This window comes from Campylobacter devanensis, assembly GCF_002139915.1.
GTDB lineage: Bacteria > Campylobacterota > Campylobacteria > Campylobacterales > Campylobacteraceae > Campylobacter > Campylobacter devanensis.
Genome location: NZ_CP018788.1, coordinates 688,027 through 701,863 on the forward strand (window position 1 = coordinate 688,027; position 13,837 = coordinate 701,863).

Consider the following 13,837-nt stretch of genomic DNA (forward strand, 5'->3'; position numbering starts at 1 on the left):
TTAAATAGTTAGTGCTTCAAGACACGTTATAAAAAATCTAAAAATTATGGTATAAAATTTGCTGTTATATATGATGAGAAGCTTTATAATAGTAAGCAGTTTAATTTAAATATGGAATTTATAAACAAATATAAAAATTATCATGATACATCTGAGATAAATAAAAATATACGATAATTTAAGTTTATAAGCTCTAAAAATACTGAATTAAGCTATACTAAATTTAAGAGTATTTAAATTTGAAATTCTAAATTAATAATGGATTATATTAAATAAAGAAAAGATAATATAAATTTATCTTTATAAATAATTATTTGATTTAGTTTTATTTTTTCTTAAATTTAAAATAGTTAATATTCTCATTTTATAAGTTTTTATATTTTATTAACATAACAAAAAATATGTAAATAAAATATAAAATTGGTAGAAGATGGGAATTTGAGTATTTTTAAAGCTAAATTTAGCTATATTAATAATAAAAATTATTATTTGGATATATAGATGGAATTTGATTTTATGCAACTTTTTTATGCATTTTTGCTTACGCTTTTTGCTGGGTTTTCTACTTCAATTGGTGCAGTAATTGCATTTTTTAGTAAAAAGGATGATTATAGGCTTCTTAGTATTGGGCTTGGATTTAGTGCTGGAGTGATGATTTATATCTCATTTATGGAGATTTTGCCTAGTTCGATGGATGATTTTGCTAGAATTTTTGAAAGTAAAAATGCTGAGTTTATAGGACTTTTAGCATTTTTTAGCGGAATAGTTTTAACTGCTTTAATTGATAAATTTATTCCAAGCGATTTAAATCCCCATGAACCAAAAGATAGCCTTGATGAGCTTAAATTTTGCCCACTGCCAAAAAGTAATGAGCCACGTCCAACCTATCATCCAGGAATTAGTCAAAAGAGCTTAAAGAGCTTAAAACGAACCGGGATTATTACTGCTTTTGCTATTGCGATACATAATTTTCCTGAGGGATTTGCGACATTTATTAGTAGTGTTGAGTCGTTAAGTTTTGGGCTAGCAATTGCTGGGGCTGTAGCATTACATAATATTCCTGAGGGACTAGCAGTTTCATTGCCAATATATCATGCTACTGGAGATAAAAAGCGAGCTTTTGCCTATTCGTGTTTATCAGGACTTGCTGAGCCTATTGGCGCAATTGCTGGAGCATTGATTTTGATGCCTTTTATGAATGAGACAGTGATGGCTAGTGTTTTTGGTGTTGTTGCTGGAATTATGGTTTTTATTAGCTTTGATGAGCTTTTACCAGCAGCTAGGAGTTATGATAAGGCACATGATAGTTTATATGGTTTAGTTGCTGGTATGGTGGTGATGGCAGTGAGCTTGATTTTACTTGGGATCTAAATTTTGTATTAAATTTAGATCCATAATTTAGCTAATTTATTTTTTTATCTTAGTAGTACGGTATAAGAAACTAAATACTTCAGCGACAGCTTTGTATAAATTTGGTGGAATTTCTTGATTAATATCAACTTTGCTTAGAATCTCGACTAAGTCACTATCTTCTCTAATGGGAACTTTATAAATTTTGGCTGCTTCAATAATTTTATTAGCTACTTCACCTTTGCCGCTAGCTAAAACCATTGGAGCATTGTTTTTATCTTTATTATAACCTAGAGCAACTGCCTTTTTAATTTTTTTTGCCATCTTATGCCTTTTTGTTAAATCCAAAATCAAATGCCCTGTCAGCTTGATGATACGGGGCTTTTTTAGGTTTATGAACCAAAGTAAAGCTACTAACTATTAATCCCAATCCAGTGATTGCGCTTTTTAGTTCTTTACTAGCACTTAGGATTAGGTTTTTAAATTCAGCCGTACCAGTAGCAATACTAATATCTATATATTTGTTATCGCTTAAGGCAATTACGATATCAACATTACCAAAATGAGTAAAATTTAGATCAATTTTAGCGTAGAAACGTTTCTTTTTACCTTGTTTAAAAGCTACGCTACTACTCTCAAGCGCATCCCATGAGTATGGTAAGTATGTTTGAAGCGAATTTTGTGCATAACTAATTAGCTGGTGCATTTCGATTTGAGTTAAAAGTCTATTTATATTCTGATTTAACGCGGCCTGATTTGGTTGATTGGCTGTGGCTTCTTTTAGGGCTAAAAGTGTGGCTTTAACATCGTTTTGTAGTGTTTGAGCAGCTAGATTTTTATCATTTGGAGTGATATTTGCTATATCAGCTTTAGCTAAATTTGTAGCTTTTATCAATCCTTTTAGTTCAGCTAGATGGCTTTTAGCATCTTGGCTATTTTTATCAAAAAAGTTAATAATATTTGATAGTTTTCTAGCAGCCATAGAGAGTTTATCTTGTAGATTTAGATTATTAGCATCAGTGTTAATATGTTGTATGAAATTGCTTAAATTTGTGCTATTTTGAGATTGATTTAGACCGCTTATTAGACTTTCTAAATTTGGCGTAGATTGAGCGGTTTGCGCTATTGTAGCACTATTAATCTGGCTTAGCTGTGTAGATTCTAGCATAGCTGAGAGGCGATTAGCACTGGCTGCTATATTGTTTGATAGCTTAAATTCTTTTATATCAAGAGCGGGATTATTTATATTGGATTTTAGTGAATTTAACTCAGCTTTGATATCTAGAAGCATTTGGCCTAGCTGTGTACTTAGAGGTTTGACATTTTTTAAATTTGGGTGGTTAAAATTAATCTGTGATAGCGAAGTTTCTATATTTTTGATTATATTTTGACCTTGGTTTATAGCTCGTGATATATTTTGCTCTATTGAGAGTGGATTTTTGGGATTAGTTTGAATTTGATATGCGATTTTATCAAGGAATTTCGCCATATGTTCTAGCTTAGTATTTGCCTCTAAAAGTGGCTTAAAATTTGAGTTTTGTACAATTTGGTTATTTTTTAATTTATTTTTTTGTAAAATTTCTAAAAGCGCATTAAAGCTCTCTTGTGGACTACTTTCTTTGGTATTTGCAAGACCCATAAAGGCTAGCGTAAGATCTTTATTAGTAGTATTTTTCATCAGTGATAAAAGTTCTTTAATGCTTGATGGCAAAATTTCAGCCTTTAGAGTTTGGGCGAGTTTAGCCTCTAGCATTATGCCTGTATCTTTGATAGTTTGGGCAATGTTTGTTGTTTTAATATGCTCAACTGGCTTGATAAAACTTTCAAGCTTTGCACCAAGTTGACTTAGCTTCGGGTCTGATTTTATAGAATTTAAAAGAGAGGCTAGATCTTTGGCTAAATTTGGTGCTACTTGCGATGATTTTATCTGGGCTAAGGCATTTTGTTTATATGTTCCATCATCGATATTAGCCTTGAGTGCATTTAATAGTTTTGATGTGAATTTATTTAATTCTAAATCGAGTTTAGTCTGCTCAATTACAACACCTTGGGTTGGTTTTTTTAGTATGGTTTTGCCATCATTTAAGCTAGTTGTATTACTAGTCTCTTTAGATGATTTTTTATCATCTTTGGTTTGGGTTGGTTGTTGGGTTGGGGTATTATTTACTATTATCATCATTTAACTCATCAAAAATCACACTATGACCACCGTGGCGAGTAAATGCCACCTCTTGGTCTTTGGGTACATTTTTTTGAAATGTAGCAAAGATTATCAAAAATGCCAACAGTGTAATGTAGTAATATATAAAAGCTGTAGCGCCAAATTGGTTTATTAAAAATCCTATAATTATTGTAGATAAAAATGAACCTATTAAGTAGTTAAATAGTAAAGCTCTTACAACTTCGACATAAGTAGTTTTATCCGTTACAACATCGTTTGCCCTAGCTAATGCTAGTGCGTAAAGTACAAATATTCCAAAACCTAAAAAGAAAACAATAAGATACTGCAAAGCAATACCTGGGTTAATAAATATAAATATAAGGCACGCTAGAAGTGCTATGCTAGAGGCTAAAATAATAGCAAACTTTCTACCAAATTTATCAGAAATAGTTCCAAATATAGTATGTGCCATAAATCCGCCACTCATTCCAATAATTATAAAAATTCCAGCTTGTGCTGGGGTATAGCCTTGGGTTATTATAAATAGTGAAGCCATTGAGAAAAATCCATTCATTGTAAGACCAGCAATTATACTTGTAGCAAGCGCTAATGGGGCGATATTGTAAATTTTAGGCAAGCTAATACTCATTGCTTTTGGGATTTTAGGTGATTTGATTTTAAGAAAATTTAATGGAATTGAACCTAAAATGATTGCAATTGTGCCAATTAAAAATACCTTCGTAGTGCTTAAATCCATACTCATAATCACAGCGCCAATGGCAAAGGCGCTATAAAAGATAATTTCATAAAATCCAAGTACCCTTGAGCGAACAGAATTTGAAATCTTCTCATTTAACCAACTCTCTACAATTAATACAATACTATAATAGCAAAACCCTAGCATAAATCTTAAAATAGCCCAAAATATGAGATTTTCACTTATATCATGAAGTAGGGCTGAAATGGCAAAAAGCGCAGTAAATATAGTATAAGCTCTCATATGTCCTACATGTGAAATTAACCTATGCGATATAATTGTACAAGTAAGCGCTCCCATAAAAAAGCAAGAAGTAATAAGGCCAATTTGCGTATTTGAAGCTCCTAATTCATTTAGTAGAACTCCAGCAGAACTAACAACTAACCCACTAGCTATAAATATAAAGCTAACTCCTATAAATAAAGCACTAAGCGAGGTTATAGCTCTTTTACTTCCTGCCATAAAATACTCCAGCGCAAAATACACCAAGAGGCATTAAAGCAAGTCCGGCTAAAAATGCGATTGGTTCTAAAATTCCGTGCCTAAGCAAAACAAAAAAGGCAATAATTAAAATAAAATAGCTAAGCAGCCTAAGTGGTTTAAAAGCACCTAGAATATCTATTTTACGAAATTTAGCTAACTTTTTATCACTTTTGGTAGTAAAATTTTTCTCATTTAAATTTGTAATATCAACATTTAAATTGTCTGAATTATCATTGTTTTTAATCTGCTCATCTTCGCTATCTTCAAAAAGCTCAAGTTCTTGCTCGCTTAATTGATAATTAACACTTTTATTCTCAACTCTACTCTTATATCCAAAATAACTAGCAAATAAAATAAGCGTAGAACAAATAAAGGCTACTTGTGAATTTAAAAGTGCAACTGCCCCAAAAGCCGAAGTAATAGCTATCAACAATAGATCCAAGATTAGATAAAATATAGCTAAATTTTTAAATTTCATCTCTTTTCTTTAAACTCTTCATAGCTTTTAACTTGAGATTTATAGGCCTTATAGATATTATTTATCGCTGCACCAACGCCTATAAAGATTCCAATACCTAATCCCCAGTTTGAGCCTGTTAGCTCCTTTAATCCCCAGCCGATCCCAAAGCCTATAAGCACCGCAACTACGATTGAGATCCCAAGACTTAGGCTATCAGCGGCTTTTATTGCGGTGTTTATCTTTTTGCTTTTTTGGCTCATAGTGATTTAAAACTCTCTTTTATAGCTTGTGCGGTTTTGTCTAAGCTAGTTTGGCTTAGAGGCTTGCAAACAAAGCAAGTTTCAAACTGACTTGGTGCTAGATATACTCCACGCTTTAGCATTTGAGCGTGGAATTTGGCAAATAAATTTGTATCGCTTTGTAGAGCTTGAGTGTAGTTGGTAACTGGATTTTCATTGAAGAAAAATCCCCACATAGACCCACGCATAGTTGTTTGAAGTGGAATTCCCATCTCATTTGCGCTATCTTGCATAGTATCAATTATAAATTTACTCTTTTTACCAAGTTCATCATATAAATTTGGCATATTATAAATTTTATTTAACGCAGCTAGTCCCGCAGCCATAGCAACAGGATTACCGCTTAGCGTCCCAGCTTGATACACTCCACCAAGTGGGCTAATTAGCTCCATTATATCCTTTTTGCCAGCATAAGCAGCACAAGGCATACCGCCGCCAATAACCTTACCAAAGGTAACTATATCGGCTTCAATTTTATTTAATCCATAGCTACCAGTGGCACTAGCTCTAAATCCACTCATAACTTCATCAAAGATTAAAACCGCACCATTTTCATCGCAAATCTTTCTAAGCCCATGTAAAAACTCATCGCTACCAGGCACCAATCCCATATTTCCAGCGATTGGCTCAACGATAATAACACCGATATCACCATTTTTAAAGCACTCTTTGACGCTATTTAGATCATTATATTTGGCTAGATGAGTGTTTTTGACTATATCATTTGGGACGCCTAAGCTACTTGAATATCCAAAAGTGGTAGCTCCACTACCGGCTTTAACTAATAATCCATCGCTATGGCCGTGATAGCAACCTTCAAATTTTATTACTCCATCTTTTTTGCTATATCCACGAGCTAATCTAATAGCACTCATAGTAGCTTCAGTCCCGCTACTAACAAAGCGAATTTTATCTAAATGAGGGAATTTAGATAGTACTAATTGAGCAAGCTCAGTCTCTAACAAGCATGGCGCACCAAAGCTTAGGCCCTTTTTAGCCGTTGATATCACAGCATCTTCTATATCCTTATCACAATGCCCAAAGATGAGTGGCCCCCAGCTTAAAACATAATCAATATACTCATTATTTTCAATATCATAGATAAACTCACGCTCACCCCTATCTATCATCACAGGAGTAGAACCAACTGAACCAAAGGCACGAACAGGCGAATTTACACCACCTGGGATATATTTTTGTGCTTTTTGGAATTCATCTTTATTTCTCATCTTTTTTATCCTTATTAAATGAAGTTATGTATTCAAATAAATTTAAAATCTCATTTTGAGTAAGAAAATATGATGGCATAATGCCTTTTGAGTCTGTGACTGCAGATTTGAATTTATCAAATTCAAGATTATTTATGCGTGGTGCCATCAAAGACCTCTCCTCATATTTATTAGTTTTTTTATTAAATGCTTTGTATTTTACTATCAAAGCACCATCCCCTTTGCTTCCATGACACTTGTCACAGCCGATTCCACGAGGATTTTTATATAGCATTTTAGCATATTCGCTCTCAGTAATAAACTCTTCACTAAAAGCAAAAGTAATAAAAAGCAAAAAAAAGCCAATAAATTTCATAAATCTCACCTGAGTTTAATTTGAATTTAGGTATGATACAATTTTTGTAATTAAAAAATGCATAAAAGGATTAAAAATGCAAATAATTGATGGTAAAGAGATAAGTAACAGAGTAAAAGAGAGAGTAAAAGCTGAAGCTATAGCTTTAAAAGATATGGGAATTACTCCAACTTTAGCAGTTATTTTAGTAGGTGAAGATAAAGCTAGTCAAACTTATGTTGCAAGTAAAGAAAAATCTACAATAGCTTGCGAAATGGGTTCAGTAGCTCATAAATTACCTGAATCTACTACTCAAGACGAGCTTTTAGCTTTGATTGAGCTTTTAAATGCAGATGATAGTATAGATGGAATTTTAGTTCAACTGCCGCTTCCAAAACATATAGATAGTAATAAAATTTTAGAAGCTATTGATCCAAGCAAAGATGTGGATGGATTTCATCCTATAAATGTAGGTAAATTAAATAGTGGATTAGATGGATTTGTGCCTTGTACGCCACTTGGGATAATGGAGCTTTTAAAAGAGTATAACATTGAAGTTAGTGGTAAAAATGCCGTGGTAATAGGAAGAAGTAATATAGTAGGTAAGCCGATGGCAGCACTGCTACTAAATGCTGGGGCTACTGTGACTATAGCTCACTCTAAAACTAAAGATTTAGCAAAAGTTTGTCAAAATGCCCAAATTATAGTAGTTGCTGTAGGTAAACCAAATTTTTTAACTGCTGATATGGTAAATGATGGAGCAGTGGTAATAGATGTAGGTATAAATCGTTTAGATAATGGTAAGTTAGTAGGTGATTGTGATTATGATAATGTAGCTCCGAAGTGTTCTATGATAACTCCTGTTCCAGGAGGAGTAGGGCCAATGACAATTGCTATGCTGCTTAGCAATACGCTAAAATCAGCTAAAAATAGAAAATTAAAAGGCTAAACTTTGAGAAAAATTTTATCGAAATTCTATAATTTTTGTAGTAGTTGGACGGGGACAGTAATTATAGTTTTGTTTATAATATTTTTTATCGCTCAAGCATTTGTAATCCCTAGTGGCTCTATGAAAAATACTCTTTTAGTTGGAGATTATCTATTTGTAAAGAAATTTTCTTATGGAATTCCAACGCCACATATCCCTTTTGTAGAAATTCCAGTTTTACCTGATAGCGATGGTGATGGGCATTTGATAGCTAGTGATGGGCCAAAGCGTGGTGATATAGTAGTTTTTCGCTATCCAAAAGATCCTAAAATTCACTATGTAAAGCGTAATTTTGCTACTGGAAATGACGAGGTTATATTTGCTCCAAGTGCAATGTATCTAAGACCAAGCGGTGGTGATGATGAGATAAATAGTAAATTTAAAGATGCTGATATTGTAATATTAGGTGGTAAAAGATTTATAAAAGAGCCATATAAGATGGCTGGAATTCACTATGATAATAACACTGATAAAGATAATTATGGCGGATTAAAAGCTGATACATTTACTATTGCTGGTATGGTGGATTTTGCTATGAGTGAGGTAATGGTGCCAGAACTGCCTAAAATTAATGGATTAAATTTCAACGCATATTACTTTAAAGTGCCACAAAATGAGTATTTCATGGTAGGTGATAATAGAGAAAATAGCAGCGATAGTAGATTTTGGGGTTCTGTGCCTTATAAATATATAGTTGGCAAGCCGTGGTTTGTCTATCTAAGCTATGATGAAAATTACAAAATTCGCTGGGAGCGTATCGGACGCTTAGCAAGTAGCTTAGAAGAGATGGCAAAATAGATAGGTTGGCTAAGTTGATTAACTAAAAGCCAAATTTATATCATTTTATATGATATAATCAGATAATTTTAATTTAAAGTAGGTTTAGATGAATATTTCTAAGATTTATATAGCAAGTGATCACGCTGGATATGAGGCTAAGATGCAAGTTAAGAGTATTTTAGAAAATATGGGCGTATTGGTGATAGATTTAGGAACTGATAATGCTAAAAATAGCGTGGATTATCCTGATTTTGCTGCTTTAGTGGCTAACAGTATTAAAAGTAATGATGAATTTGGTGTGTTGATATGCGGTAGTGGGATTGGTATATCTATAGCGGCAAATAGATTTTCTCATATTAGGTGCGCTTTATGTCATAACTCCACACTAGCAAGGTTATCAAGAGAGCATAATGATGCAAATGTGCTGTGTTTTGGTGCTAGAGTAGTTGGTGCTGAGGTGATTAAGGATATGGTTGAAGTATTTTTTACTACTGAATTTAGTGGTGGTAGGCATCAAAAACGAGTTGAAAAATTGGGAGTATGTCAATGTTCTTAGATTGGATTTTTTATACATTTTTTATCTGCTGTAGCCTTTATTTGGTTGTTATGGTATTTTATTATAAAACTTTACTTAAAAAAGAGCGTGCTATGCGTGATTTTGTTAAGAACAATCTAGATGATACTGAAATAATAATTCGCAAATTGCAAGTTCAACTTCAAAGAAGTCTTGGGAATATAGATATTTTAACCGATGAATTAAATAAAATTAAAAGTGATGTAAGCAGCTTAAGAGCTAGAAATTCTCAATACAGAGTAGAAAACGACAAACTAAGAGCTAGAATAAAAGAGTTAGAGGGCAAAATCGAAGCGCTATTGTAAAATAAATTTATTTTTTATAGAAGGATTGTTGTGTGTAGTTTATCACAAGAACAAAAAGATTATTTAGATTCAACTATTAGGAAGATTGCTGATTTTCCAAAGCCTGGAGTGATATTTCGAGATATTACTACGCTTTTAGGCGATGGTAAGGCATTTAATCTTTTAATGTCTCATCTCTATGATAGATATAAAGATAAAGATATTGATTATGTAGTCGGGATCGAGAGCCGTGGCTTTATCTTTGGTGCGGCTTTGGCTGATAGGCTTGGGGTGGGATTTGTGCCTTTTAGAAAAAAGGGTAAATTACCAGGTGCTACTATCTGCGAAAAATACTCATTAGAGTATGGAGTAGATGAGATTGAAGCGCATATAGATGCCTTTAAACCTAGAGCAAATCTATTATTAATAGATGATCTTATAGCTACAGGTGGCACGGCTAAGGCGGCTTGTGAGCTTATTTTAAGACTTAATGGAAATTTGGTTGAAATCATCTCTATAATAGATATTGGAATTGGTGGGTTAAAAGAGCTTAAAAATTATGCGCCAATTTATGTGGTATTACAGGAGTAGGATATGGAAGAGTTTTTAAAGAATTTATTATATGAGTATAAAAATTGGGCCTATCTTATTATATTTTTATGGTGTATTGCCGAAGGAGAGTTAGCGCTTATTTTAGGTGGGATATTTGCTCATGAGGGGCATGTGGATTTGGGGCTTATAATATTTGTGGCTGGATTAGGTGGATTTGTGGGGGATCAAATTTATTTTTATATTGGTCGCTATAACAAAAAATATATCCAAAAAAAATTAGCCAAACAAAGACGCAAATTCGCCGTCGCTCACCTACTACTTCAAAAATTTGGCTGGCCGATTATCTTTATGCAGCGTTATATGTATGGATTTCGCACTATTATACCTATGAGTATAGGAATCACTAGATATAGCGCTAAAAAATTTGCTTTTATAAATTTAATTAGCGCTTGGGTATGGGCGGCTATTACGATACTTTTGGCTTGGCATTTTGGTCAGCTCATTTGGGCTGGGATAGAGTGGGCTGAGTCGCATTGGTATTTTGCGGTGCCGATTATCGGTGGATTTTTGGCTTCTTTATTTTTTGGTTTAAAATATATGGAAAAACGAATCTTAAATGAAAGGAAAAAGAGAAGAAATGAATGTTGAATTAATAGATAAAAAAATAGCCGATATTTTGGCTGATTATGAGATAATTTTTATTGTTGATAAGAATTTGAGTCATAGATTTGTAGATGATTTGGGTGAGTTTGATTTTTACTCTTATAAGGGCGATGGGGTTTTAAATTTGCCTAGTAAGAGACGGATTTATGTAGGGATTAAAAATCTTGATTTAAATTCTCTTAGATTGGCGAGTGCTACAGCTTTTAATGCTATTAAAGAGCTTAATATCAAAAGTGTCAAAATCGCTAGTTATAGCGGGGATTGCGTTAAGATGAGTTTTGAGGCTATTGTTGAGGGATTTTTGTTAGCTAGTTATAAATTTAATAAATACAAAAGCGAGAAAAAAGAGAATAAAATAGAAAAAATTCTAATCTCAACTGAGGATTATAATAGCAAAAAGATCGCCCTAGATGAAGCGCAAATCGGTATAGATCACGCTCATATCATAGCTGAAGCGACTAATTTTACAAGAGATATAGTAAATGAAATTCCAGAGATCTACACCCCACAAAAGATGGCTGAAGATGCAAAAAATTTAAGTCTAAGCTATGCTAATATAGAGTGCGCTATACATGATGAAAACTACCTAAAAAGCCAAAATATGAATGCCTTTTTAGCGGTTAATAAAGCCTCAATCCATCCGCCACGCCTAATACATTTAAAATACACCCCAAAACAGAGCATTAAAAGAGTTGTATTTGTAGGTAAGGGTCTTACATATGATAGTGGCGGACTAAGCTTAAAGCCAGCTGATTATATGCTAACTATGAAAAGCGATAAGAGTGGCGCGGCGGCTGCTATGGGAATCATAATGGGAGCGGCTAAGATGGAGTTGCCATTTGAAATTCACGCCGTTTTAGGTGCGACTGAAAATATGATAGGTGGAAATGCATATAAGCCTGATGATGTGCTAATTACTCGTAGTGGAGTTAGTGTAGAGGTTAAAAATACAGATGCTGAAGGTAGGCTTGTTTTGGCCGATTGTTTGGATTGGGCGCAAAGTGAGCTTGACCCAGAGCTTCTTATAGATATGGCGACACTTACAGGTGCTTGTGTTGTAGGGCTTGGTGAATATACTAGTGGAGTTATGGGAAATAGCTATGAGTTACAAAGTGAGTTTAAAAATTACGCTAGTAGAAGTGGAGAGTATCTAACTGTTTTGGAATTTAATGATCATCTAAAAGAGCTTATAAAAAGCGATATAGCCGATATCTCAAATATCTCTTCAAGTAGATATGGTGGGGCTATTACAGCTGGAATCTTTTTGGATAAATTTATAAAAGATGAGTATAAAGATAGGTGGTTACATCTTGATATCGCTGGGCCTGCTTATGTAAATAAAGCATGGGGATATAATCCAGCTGGGGCTAGTGGAGCTGGAGTTAGAGCGTGTTTATACTATCTACAAAAATTAGCTAGAAATCATCAAAAAGGTCAGAATTAATGGGATTATCAGTAGGTATTGTAGGTTTGCCAAATGTGGGTAAATCAACTACATTTAACGCACTAACAAAAGCTAGTAACGCCGAAGCGGCTAACTACCCATTTTGTACGATTGAACCAAATAAAGCTATAGTGCCAGTTCCAGATCCTAGGCTTGATGAACTCGCTAAAATCGTAAAACCAAACAAAATTCAACACTCTGTAATTGAATTTGTAGATATCGCAGGGCTTGTAAGAGGTGCTAGTAAGGGTGAAGGGCTTGGGAATAAATTTCTTTCTAATATTAGGGAAACCGAGGTGATCTTACACATGGTAAGGTGCTTTGAAGATTCTAATGTTACACATGTAGAAAATAGCGTAGATCCAATTAGAGATATCGAAATTATCGAAACTGAGCTTATACTAGCTGATATAGAGCAACTTGCTAAAAAGATTGAGAAATTAACCAAAGAGGCTAAAGCAAATGTAAAAGGTGCTAAAGAGAGCTTAGAGTGCGCTAAAGCCTTAGCAGATCATTTAGATAGTGGCAAGAGTGCGGCGTCGTTTAGTGAATTTGATAGTGATGTTTTTAACGCTTTAAATAAAGAGCTTAGACTTCTTTCAGCAAAAGAGGTTATATATGGTGCCAATGTCAATGAAGATGAAATTTCTATCGATAATGGGTATGTAAAAAAGGTAAAAGAATACGCCAAAGAGCGTGGGGCAGAGGTTATCAAGCTTTGTGCTAAGATAGAAGAGGAGCTAATAGGGCTAGATGATGCTGAGGCTAAAGAGATGTTAGAGAGCTTAGGAGCGAGTGAGAGTGGATTAGAGAGCATTATACGCACGGCATTTGCGAAGCTTGGGCTTATTAGTTATTTTACAGCTGGGGTTGTGGAAGTTAGGGCTTGGACTATACACAAAGGGTGGAAAGCCCCAAAGGCTGCGAGCGTGATACATAATGATTTTGAAAGAGGTTTTATCAGAGCTGAAGTTATCAGCTATGATGATTATATCGCTTGTGGCGGTGAAGCCAAGGCCAAAGAAGCTGGCAAGATGAGATTAGAAGGTAAGGATTATATCGTTAGTGATGGCGATGTGATGCATTTTAGATTTAATGTGTGATAATTCAATCCGAATTTAGAGAGATCTAAATTCGGATATATTCTATATATTAATTTTAATTTAAAAACTTATTTTTCAATTATTAAAAATTTATAAACTATTGTATAAATTGAGCTAAAGCACAAGATATGTTATTTATATATTTTTATAATTTTACTTAGTGTTTATGATAATAAATATCAAATATTTTGTAAATTTTAAATTACTAAAATTTATTATATATATCTTAAATACTGATTTTACCATATATTTTTTGATTTTAATAAAAATATAAAAAGAGTATTAAAGTCTAAATTTAATTAAAATATATTATATAAATAATTATATATCAAAAAAATTTAAGTAGTAAAATACAAATAAATGTATATAATAACAC

Annotated in this window: 16 protein-coding genes; 9 read left to right on the forward strand and 7 right to left on the reverse strand. The window is 33.4% G+C overall.

The genetic code is table 11. From position 1 onward, the window contains the following. Positions 1 to 501 precede the first annotated feature (501 nt). A complete protein-coding gene (gene zupT / locus CIGN_RS03405; protein ID WP_086302222.1) occupies positions 502 to 1,371 on the forward strand; it encodes a zinc transporter ZupT in 870 nt (289 codons plus the stop codon). A 36-nt stretch (positions 1,372 to 1,407) separates the two neighbouring features. On the opposite strand, the gene CIGN_RS03410 is transcribed toward zupT, so the two are convergent. From CIGN_RS03410 to CIGN_RS03440, 7 genes are read right to left on the reverse strand one after another with little or no spacing between them, the layout of a single operon-like run. Continuing rightward, the gene (locus CIGN_RS03410) at positions 1,408 to 1,674 is read right to left on the reverse strand and encodes a FlhB-like flagellar biosynthesis protein (protein ID WP_086224645.1); all 267 of its coding nucleotides are present in this window, start codon (positions 1,672 to 1,674) and stop codon (positions 1,408 to 1,410) included. A gap of 1 nt (position 1,675) precedes the next feature. Beyond that, positions 1,676 to 3,526 carry a flagellar hook-length control protein FliK gene (gene fliK, locus CIGN_RS03415; protein ID WP_187692247.1) on the reverse strand — a complete coding sequence of 617 codons (1,851 nt, stop codon included), beginning with the start codon at positions 3,524 to 3,526 and terminating at the stop codon, positions 1,676 to 1,678. Beyond that, complete coding sequence (locus tag CIGN_RS03420) at positions 3,510 to 4,730, reverse strand: MFS transporter (protein ID WP_086302224.1); 1,221 nt, start codon at positions 4,728 to 4,730, stop codon at positions 3,510 to 3,512. Before CIGN_RS03420 ends, fliK begins: the two co-directional genes overlap by 17 nt. After that, positions 4,717 to 5,229, reverse strand: coding sequence for a hypothetical protein (locus tag CIGN_RS03425; RefSeq protein ID WP_086228926.1), 513 nt, complete (start codon positions 5,227 to 5,229; stop codon positions 4,717 to 4,719). Before CIGN_RS03425 ends, CIGN_RS03420 begins: the two co-directional genes overlap by 14 nt. Beyond that, positions 5,226 to 5,471 carry an AtpZ/AtpI family protein gene (locus tag CIGN_RS03430; protein ID WP_086226917.1) on the reverse strand — a complete coding sequence of 82 codons (246 nt, stop codon included), beginning with the start codon at positions 5,469 to 5,471 and terminating at the stop codon, positions 5,226 to 5,228. Before CIGN_RS03430 ends, CIGN_RS03425 begins: the two co-directional genes overlap by 4 nt. Beyond that, positions 5,468 to 6,739, reverse strand: coding sequence for a glutamate-1-semialdehyde 2,1-aminomutase (gene hemL, locus CIGN_RS03435; RefSeq protein WP_086302225.1), 1,272 nt, complete (start codon positions 6,737 to 6,739; stop codon positions 5,468 to 5,470). The genes CIGN_RS03430 and hemL overlap by 4 nt, the downstream gene beginning before the upstream one ends. Beyond that, positions 6,729 to 7,094: a c-type cytochrome gene (locus CIGN_RS03440; RefSeq protein ID WP_086224639.1), complete on the reverse strand. Its 366-nt coding sequence runs from the start codon at positions 7,092 to 7,094 to the stop codon at positions 6,729 to 6,731. The genes hemL and CIGN_RS03440 overlap by 11 nt, the downstream gene beginning before the upstream one ends. A gap of 76 nt (positions 7,095 to 7,170) precedes the next feature. On the opposite strand from CIGN_RS03440, the gene folD reads away from it, so the two are divergent. From folD to ychF, 8 genes are all read left to right on the forward strand, one after another. Further along, entirely contained in the window at positions 7,171 to 8,022 is an 852-nt protein-coding gene (gene folD / locus CIGN_RS03445) for a bifunctional methylenetetrahydrofolate dehydrogenase/methenyltetrahydrofolate cyclohydrolase FolD (protein WP_086238418.1), read from the forward strand. A gap of 3 nt (positions 8,023 to 8,025) precedes the next feature. Beyond that, positions 8,026 to 8,859, forward strand: a complete 834-nt coding sequence (gene lepB / locus CIGN_RS03450; protein WP_086232171.1) for a signal peptidase I — start codon at positions 8,026 to 8,028, stop codon at positions 8,857 to 8,859. Positions 8,860 to 8,947: 88 nt separating this feature from the next. Further along, positions 8,948 to 9,397 (forward strand): ribose 5-phosphate isomerase B, encoded by a 450-nt coding sequence (gene rpiB / locus CIGN_RS03455; protein ID WP_086232170.1) that lies wholly within the window; start codon positions 8,948 to 8,950, stop codon positions 9,395 to 9,397. Then, the gene (locus CIGN_RS03460) at positions 9,388 to 9,720 is read left to right on the forward strand and encodes a hypothetical protein (protein ID WP_086224635.1); all 333 of its coding nucleotides are present in this window, start codon (positions 9,388 to 9,390) and stop codon (positions 9,718 to 9,720) included. Before rpiB ends, CIGN_RS03460 begins: the two co-directional genes overlap by 10 nt. Before the next feature lie 30 nt (positions 9,721 to 9,750). Further along, positions 9,751 to 10,290 carry an adenine phosphoribosyltransferase gene (locus tag CIGN_RS03465; RefSeq protein WP_086302226.1) on the forward strand — a complete coding sequence of 180 codons (540 nt, stop codon included), beginning with the start codon at positions 9,751 to 9,753 and terminating at the stop codon, positions 10,288 to 10,290. 3 nt (positions 10,291 to 10,293) lie between these two features. Beyond that, positions 10,294 to 10,899 (forward strand): DedA family protein, encoded by a 606-nt coding sequence (locus tag CIGN_RS03470; RefSeq protein ID WP_086302227.1) that lies wholly within the window; start codon positions 10,294 to 10,296, stop codon positions 10,897 to 10,899. Next, the gene (locus CIGN_RS03475) at positions 10,889 to 12,358 is read left to right on the forward strand and encodes a leucyl aminopeptidase (protein WP_086302228.1); all 1,470 of its coding nucleotides are present in this window, start codon (positions 10,889 to 10,891) and stop codon (positions 12,356 to 12,358) included. The genes CIGN_RS03470 and CIGN_RS03475 overlap by 11 nt, the downstream gene beginning before the upstream one ends. Then, positions 12,358 to 13,461: a redox-regulated ATPase YchF gene (ychF, locus tag CIGN_RS03480; protein WP_086302229.1), complete on the forward strand. Its 1,104-nt coding sequence runs from the start codon at positions 12,358 to 12,360 to the stop codon at positions 13,459 to 13,461. The genes CIGN_RS03475 and ychF overlap by 1 nt, the downstream gene beginning before the upstream one ends. The last annotated feature ends 376 nt before the right edge of the window (positions 13,462 to 13,837 follow it).